7 protein-coding genes and 1 pseudogene are annotated in these 7,578 nt (G+C 71.9%); 6 read left to right on the forward strand and 2 right to left on the reverse strand.

Translation table 11 applies throughout. The features are described from left to right. The 3 genes from ACWCO3_RS28265 to ilvA all read left to right on the forward strand — a co-directional run. Positions 1–882 (forward strand): cystathionine gamma-synthase (locus ACWCO3_RS28265; RefSeq protein WP_450012922.1); only part of this gene is annotated, 882 nt, incomplete at its 5' end. A gap of 12 nt (positions 883–894) precedes the next feature. Then, positions 895–2,304, forward strand: a complete 1,410-nt coding sequence (locus ACWCO3_RS28270) for an amidase (protein ID WP_145786366.1) — start codon at positions 895–897, stop codon at positions 2,302–2,304. A gap of 145 nt (positions 2,305–2,449) precedes the next feature. After that, entirely contained in the window at positions 2,450–3,670 is a 1,221-nt protein-coding gene (gene ilvA / locus ACWCO3_RS28275) for a threonine ammonia-lyase (RefSeq protein ID WP_145786367.1), read from the forward strand. A gap of 61 nt (positions 3,671–3,731) precedes the next feature. Here the strand turns inward: ilvA and greA are convergent, their stop codons facing one another. Both greA and ACWCO3_RS28285 read right to left on the reverse strand, forming a co-directional pair. Continuing rightward, entirely contained in the window at positions 3,732–4,229 is a 498-nt protein-coding gene (greA, locus tag ACWCO3_RS28280; RefSeq protein ID WP_145786368.1) for a transcription elongation factor GreA, read from the reverse strand. Positions 4,230–4,385: 156 nt separating this feature from the next. Then, the gene (locus ACWCO3_RS28285) at positions 4,386–4,826 is read right to left on the reverse strand and encodes a DUF4307 domain-containing protein (RefSeq protein ID WP_145786369.1); all 441 of its coding nucleotides are present in this window, start codon (positions 4,824–4,826) and stop codon (positions 4,386–4,388) included. A gap of 202 nt (positions 4,827–5,028) precedes the next feature. Here ACWCO3_RS28285 and mca point away from each other — a divergent pair, with 202 nt between their 5' ends. The 3 genes and pseudogenes from mca to ACWCO3_RS28300 form a co-directional block, all read left to right on the forward strand. Continuing rightward, positions 5,029–5,910, forward strand: a complete 882-nt coding sequence (gene mca / locus ACWCO3_RS28290; protein WP_145786370.1) for a mycothiol conjugate amidase Mca — start codon at positions 5,029–5,031, stop codon at positions 5,908–5,910. Between the two features lie 48 nt (positions 5,911–5,958). Beyond that, on the forward strand, positions 5,959–6,252 hold the full coding sequence (locus tag ACWCO3_RS28295) for a hypothetical protein (RefSeq protein WP_145786371.1): 294 nt from the start codon (positions 5,959–5,961) through the stop codon (positions 6,250–6,252). Positions 6,253–6,430: 178 nt separating this feature from the next. Continuing rightward, positions 6,431–7,578, forward strand: a pseudogene (locus ACWCO3_RS28300) (GGDEF-domain containing protein); the annotation flags it as partial.

Genomic DNA, 7,578 nt, shown 5'->3' on the forward strand with positions numbered 1-7,578 from the left:
GTGTGCCAGCCGGGCGACCACGTGGTGATCCCCGACGACGCGTACGGCGGCACCTACCGGCTCTTCGCCCGTGTCGCCCAGCGCTGGGGCCTGGAGTTCACCCCGGCCAAGGTCTCCGACCCGGACGCGATCCGGGCCGCCGTCCAGCCCGGCCGCACGAAGATCGTCTGGCTGGAGACGCCGACCAACCCGCTGCTCGGCATCGCCGACATCGCCGCCCTGGCCGCCGTGGCACACGACGCGGGCGCGCTGCTCGTCGTGGACAACACCTTCGCCTCGCCGTACCTGCAACAGCCGATCGCGCACGGCGCGGACGTCGTGGTGCACTCCACCACCAAGTACATCGGCGGGCACTCCGACGTGGTCGGTGGCGCGCTCGTCGTCGCCGACGCCGGACTCGGCGAGGAACTGCGCTACCACCAGAACGCGATGGGCGCGATCAACGGCCCGTTCGACGCCTGGCTCACGCTGCGCGGCATCAAGACCCTCGGGGTACGCATGGACCGGCACTGCGACAACGCCGAGCGGCTCGCCGCGTACCTCGACGGGCACGCCAAGGTGGCCCAGGTGATCTACCCCGGGCTGCCCTCGCACCCCGGGCACGAGGTGGCTGCGAAGCAGATGCGCCGGTTCGGCGGCATGATCTCGTTCCGCGCCTCCGGCGGTGAGGACCACGCCGTCGAGATCTGCAACCGCACCAAGCTCTTCGTGCTCGCCGAGTCGCTGGGCGGCGTGGAATCCCTGATCGAGCACCCCGGCCGGATGACACACGCAAGTGCTGCCGGCTCGCCGCTTGAAGTTCCCGGCGATCTCGTGCGACTGTCTGTCGGCATCGAGACGGTCGACGACCTGCTCGCCGATCTGGAGCAGGCACTGGGCTGACCGCTGGGGAGGATGGCCGTGCAGGACATCATGGCGACCTGGGTCGGGGCGACCGCCAAGCAGATCGCCCGGGGCGTACGCCGGGGTGACGTCTCGGCCACCCAGGTCGTCGCCGACCACCTCGAGTACATCTCCCGAGCCGACCGTGAGCTGGCCGCGTTCCGGGCCGTTCGCGGCGGCGAGGCGATCACCGAGGCGGAGAAGGTCGACGAGCAGGAGGACCTCGCCAACCTGCCGCTGGCGGGGGTTCCGGTGGCGGTGAAGGAGAACACCCCGGTCGCCGGCCTGCCCACCTGGAACGGGTCGACGGCCGCCCGCACCGACGTCGCGGAGGCCGACCACGAGGTGGTGCGTCGGCTGCGCGGAGCGGGCGCGGTGATCCTGGGTGTGACCCGGATGCCGGAGCTGGGGCTGTGGGCGCTCACCGACGACGACAGCGCGGTGACCCGCAATCCGTGGGACAGCACGCGTACCCCCGGTGGCTCCTCCGGCGGCGCAGCCGCCGCGGTGGCCGCGGGGCTGGTGCCGATCGCGCACGGCAACGACGGTCTCGGCTCGATCCGGATCCCCGCGGCCTGCTGCGGCCTGGTCGGGCTCAAGCCGGGTCGTGGTGTGGTGCCCTGCCAGCTCGGTGCGGACGACTGGTTCGGCCTCACCGAACACGGCATGCTGACCAGCACGGTCGCCGACGCGGCGGTCGGCTTCTCGGTGCTCGCCGGTCGACGTCCCGAGAAGCTGGTCCCGCCGCAGCGGCTGCGGGTGGGCGTCTCGTTGCGGTCCCCGGTGCGGGGTGTCACACCTGACGAACCCAACCGCGACGCGGTGGCCGCCGCCGGCCGGCTCCTCGCCGCCGCCGGGCACGACACGGTGCCGGCCGATCCGGTCTACCCCACCGCGCTCGGCCTGCAGGGCATCGCCACGTGGTTCGCCGCGGCCGCCACCGACGTCCGGGCGTCCGGGCTGGACCGGCGTGGTCTGCAACGGCGTACCCGGCGGCACGTCGCGCTGGGCGAGTGGGCGCAGCGCCGCGGTTACGTGCGGGAGGCCGACCGGGCGGCGTGGCGGCAACGGTCGATCGACTTCTTCGGCGACCACTCCGTCGACCTGCTGCTCACCCCGGCGTTGGCCACCGCGCCGCCGGAGGCCGCGCGCTGGTCCGAGCGGTCGTGGCGGGCGAACATGACGGCCAACATCCGGTACGCCCCGTACGCCGCACCGTGGAACGTCGCCGGCCTTCCGGCGGTGGTGGTACCGGTGGGTCGGCGCCCGGATGGTCTGCCGGTCGCGGTGCAACTGGTCGGTCCGCCCGGCTCGGAGTTGCTGCTGCTCGGTGTGGCCGGCCAGTTCGAGATGGCCGCCCCCTGGGCGCGCCACGCCCCCGGCTACCCCCGGATCGGGACGGGGTCGCCGGCCGTCGCATGATCGGCCGCCCCCGACTGGCGATCGACTCGGGATCGCCGATGTGGCGGTATCGAGGTGGGAGGGATACCGCCGTGTCGGCGATGTCGCGGTGATCGAGCCGGTGTCGCCGCCGAGGGCTCCGGGGGCGGGTGGCACGATCGGGGGCATGACGGAACTGGTCGGTCTCGACGACGTGCGGGCCGCACGGGAGTTGCTCGCTGGCGTCACCCGGACCACCCCGCTGGAGCCCTCGCGTCCGCTGAGCGCGGCGCTGGGCGGGCCGACCTGGCTCAAGTGCGAGAACGTGCAGCGTGCCGGCTCGTACAAGGTGCGGGGCGCGTACGTGCGGATCTCCCGCTTGTCGGCGGCGGAGCGGGAGCGCGGCGTGGTCGCGGCGAGCGCGGGCAACCACGCGCAGGGCGTGGCCCTCGCCGCCGGCCTGGTCGGCACGCACGCCACCGTCTTCATGCCGGTCAACGCGCCGCTGCCGAAGGTGGCGGCCACCAAGGGGTACGGCGCGCAGGTCGAGTTGGCCGGCAACACCGTCGACGAGTCGTTGGTCGCCGCCCACACGTACGCCGAGCGCACCGGCGCGGTGCTGATCCACCCCTTCGACCATCGGGACGTGATCGCCGGCCAGGGGACTGTCGCGCTGGAGATCCTCGAACAGTGCCCGGACGTGAAGACGATCATCACCGGAGTCGGTGGCGGCGGTCTGATCTCGGGCATGGCGGTGGCCGCGAAGGCGCTGCGGCCGGAGGTACGGATCATCGGCGTCCAGGCGGCCGGTGCGGCGGCGTTCCCGCCCTCACTGGTGGCCGGCGAGCCGGTCCGGCTGCCCACGTTCTCCACCATCGCCGACGGCATCGCTGTCGGCCGGCCGGGGGAGATCACCTTCAACCACGTGCGCAAACTGGTCGACGAGGTGGTCACGGTGTCCGAGGAGGACATCTCCCGTGCCCTGTTGATGCTGCTGGAACGCGGCAAGCAGGTTGTCGAGCCGGCCGGGGCGGTCGGTGTCGCCGCGCTGCTGGCGGGCGTCGTCGAGGTGGAGACGCCGGTGGTCGCGGTGCTCTCCGGTGGCAACATCGACCCGTTGCTGATGATGCGGGTGATCGAGCACGGGCTGGCCGCGGCGGGTCGCTACCTGCGGGTGACGGTGCGGTGTTCGGACCGACCGGGGCAGCTCGCGTCGTTGCTCAGCCAGATCGCCGAGCACCGGGCCAACGTCGTGGATGTGGAGCACCAGCGGGCCAACCCGCACCTCGGCCTCGGCGAGGTGGAGGTGGCGTTGTCGGTCGAGACCCGTGGCGTGGAGCACTCGGACACGCTGATCAGCGCGTTGCGGGCCAGCGGCTACCAGGTGGTGTTCGCCGCCGAGGCGTGACACCCGGTGGGTGTCACGCCTCGGAAGCGGTGCTGGGGTGCGGCTCGTATGGCCGCCGACGTCAGCCGGAGAACGGCTCGAAGCTGACCACTGTCACCTTGATGTCGGCGCCGCTGGGCGCCGTGTAGGTGCAGGTCTGCCCGGCCCGGCCGCCCAGGATCGCCTTGCCCAGCGCGGACTCGGGGCTGTAGACGGTCAGGTCGGTCGTGGCGGCGATCTCCCGGGAACCGAGCAGGAAGGTCTCGGTGTCGTCGGTGTCGTCGTCGAAGTAGATCGTCACGACCATGCCGGGCGAGACCGCGTCAGCCGTCGGCGCCGTGCCGACCTTCGCGGTGCGCAGCAGCTCCTGGAGGTAGCGGATGCGGCCCTCGGCCTTGCCCTGCTCCTCGCGGGCGGCGTGGTAGCCGCCGTTCTCCTTCAGGTCGCCCTCCTCGCGCCGAGCGTTGATCTCGGCTGCGATCACCGGGCGGTTGGCGATGTGCTCGTCGAGCTCGGCCTGGAGGCGGTCGTACGCGTCCTGCGACAGCCAGGTGGCGGGCGCCTCGTTGCCAGTGGACACAGGCGTTCTCCTCAGTTGTGCGTGGCTGGCTGACAGGTGAACTACCAAGTTACCAGTGCGGTACGACACAGCGTGTCGGCCATCACCGCCGGTGCCCGGATCCGACACCGCGCGTAGATGGGTCGCTGCCGCCGTCGAAAGGGCTGTTCCCGCAGGTCAGGACGGGGGGCGGCAGCGCAGGACCTCGCCGATGAACGGCCGTGCGGTGGTGGCGAGGCGGTGTCGGGTCGTCACGTGCCGGTTGCCCGGCTGGGCGGTCACCGTGACCTGTTCCCGGGCCACCTCGGCACCCGCGCGGTCCCGGGCGCGCAGTAGGCAGACCGCCGATCCACCCGACGGCACCGTCACCCGGAAGTCGACAAGCATCTGGTTGTCGGTGATGTCCGTATAAGTGATCACCTGGGCGTCGTAGACCGGGTCGCCGTACTGGCGGTATAGCCGTACGGAGATCACGGTCAGCGTCCCCACGAGCGCCAGCAGCACCAGTGCGGCCAGCAGCGTGCGTCGCCGCCGTCCGCCCGGTGCCCGGCGACGGCCGTAGCGCCCGGCCGGAAAAACCGGCGCGCCTGATGAAATTGTGGCGTGCGTCTCGGTCACCGGCGGGTATCTCCTGGCGTTGTTGTCGGCGGCATCAGCAAGAATGGCAGAGTCCCATCCTCCCACCCGGTCCAGCGGCAGGAATGGCAGGTCATGCGCGCGCTGCTGACCGGCGACAAGGGTGCGGTGAGGAAGATCCCGGCAGGTCAGCCGGTCGAGCCCGGTCGGGTCCACCGTCCGGCACAGACGAGGAGCGCCGAAGTTGGCAGAGCAACTGCGTCTCATGGCCGTGCACGCGCACCCGGACGACGAGTCGAGCAAGGGCGCGGCGACGACGGCGAAATATGTCGCACAGGGGGTGGATGTCCTGGTCGTGACGTGCACGGGCGGCGAGCGCGGGAGCGTGCTCAACCCCAAGCTCGACCGACCCGACGTCTGGGCCAACATCGCCGACATCCGGCGTGCCGAGATGGACGCCGCGCGGGCGATCCTCGGCATCGACCAGGCCTGGCTCGGTTTCGTCGACTCCGGCCTGCCCGAGGGTGACCCGCTGCCGCCGCTGCCCGAGGGTTGTTTCGCCCTGCAGGACGTCGAGGTGGCCGCCGGGCCCCTGGTGCGGTTGATGCGCGAGTTCCGTCCGCACGTGGTCACCACGTACGACGAAGAGGGCGGCTACCCGCACCCCGACCACATCATGTGCCACAAGGTGAGCGTGGCCGCCTTCGAGGCCGCCGGTGATCCGGAGCGCTACCCGGAGCTGGGTGCACCCTGGCAGCCGCTGAAGCTCTACTACGACATCGGGTTCTCCAAGGGCAAGATCATGGCCCTGCACGAGGGCATGCTGGCCGCGGGTCTGGAGTCGCCCTACGAGGAGTGGCTCAAGCGGTGGGAGGATCGGCCCGACAAGGGTCCTCGGATCACCACCCGCGTCGAGTGCGCCGAATACTTCCCGGTCCGTGACGACGCGCTGCGCGCCCACGCCACCCAGGTCGACCCGGACGGCTTCTGGTTCCATGTGCCGATGGAGCTGCAGCAGCGCGCCTGGCCGACCGAGGACTACGAGCTGGCCCGCTCGGTGGTCGACAGCCCGCTGCCCGAGTCGGATCTCTTCGCCGGGGTGCGGGAGACGGCGCACGCACGCTGATTCCGGGCGGGTCTACCCTGGTTACCAACCGCACATCGGAGGAACGCCATGCTGACCGCTGCCCAGGTGCTCGCGGAGAACAACTTCGGGGACACCCGCACGGGTGGTCTGGCCGGCCCGATGGGCCTGTTCCTCATCCTGCTGCTGGCCACCGCGACCATCCTGCTGATCCGCAACATGAACTCTCGGTTGCGTCGCCTGCCGGACCAGTTCCCGCAGCAGACGGGGCCGACCGACCCGACCAGGGCCGATGCGGCAGTCGTCGATCCGACAGACGGGACCGGGGGGCGTGATTCATCCACGCCCGCTCCCAACGGGCACCAGCAGCACCGGAACGGGTAGTCGCCCCATGAATCACGCCGAACCGGGTGGTCGCCCCCTGTTGCGACCACCCGGTTTGGCTTAGCCTTCCGCCGGGGGACCAAAAGTCTCCGAGCCGTGTGCGGGAGGGGGCGCCGATGACCAGCACAGCACCGGCAGCCCGCCGCAACCTCGGTCGGTCGGCTGACGGGGGAGGTCGATGACCTCCGGTCCAGCCAACGACTCGTTCGACCGGCTCGGGGTGCGGGGCACCCCGGGCCGGTTACTCGTGCTCACCGCCGCCGTCACGCTGACCGCCGTGGTGGCCGCCGCGGTCGGGTTGACCCTCCCAGCCCGCCTGCCGGCCGACGACCCGCTCGGCGGTCCGGCCCGCTTCGGCATCGCGGTCGCCGTCCTCGGCCTCGCCCAGCTGGCCCGGCTCCGGTTCCGTTCGGCCGCCGGCATGGTCAGCATCACCTGGGGTGAGGCGGCGCTGATCGTCTGCCTCTACCTGACCCCGGCCGGCTGGCTCCCGTCCGCCACGCTGCTCGGCGCCGGGCTGGCCTGGACGGTGCTCTCCCTGCACAACGACCGCCGCCCGGCCCTGGAGATCGTCCGGATCGCCGCGTCGCTGGCCGCCGCGTCAGCGCTGGCAGTCTCCGTGACCACGGCGCTCGGGCGGCCACTGCTCTCCCCGCCCACCCCGATGCTGGCGCTGGCTGTGGTCGCCGGGTCGGTGACCTATCTGCTGGTGACCGCCTGGCTGGGTGGGGTGACGCTGGGCCTGCGGCACGGCCTGCCGATCGGGCCGCCGCTGCTCGCCGCGTTGCGCGGCAAGCTGCTGATGTTCGTCGGCAACGTGGCGGTCGGCCTCGTGGTGGTCGCTCTGCTGGAGCTCGACCCGCGCTGGTTGCTGTTGCTGCCGCCGCTGCTCTGGCTGCTCCAGCAGACCTACCGGTACCGGCTGCGTTCCGATCTGGAGCGCCGCACCTGGAGGGCCTTCGCCGAGGCCACCGCCGCCCTCAACCAGCTCGACGAGCGGGGGGTGGCAAGCGCTGCGGTCACCGGTGCGCTGACGCTGTTCAACGCCGAACTGGTGGACGTCGACGTGGCCCGGGCCGACGGCCGGTGGCACCGGTACCGGGGCGACGCCAGCGGTCAAACGGCCGACCGCGAGACGGACCCACCGGAGGAGACAGAGCCGGACGAGCACGAGTTGAGCCGGGCACTGTCGGTCGGCGCCGCCCCGGTGGGTCGACTGCGGGTGCGGTTTCCCCGGTCGGCTCCGCCCACCGCCCGGGAACGCGACGCCGTGGCCGCGTTCGGCGACGCGCTCGCTGCCGCGCTGCACGACGCCGCGACTCACCG

Source organism: Micromonospora sp. NPDC002411 (assembly GCF_053592955.1).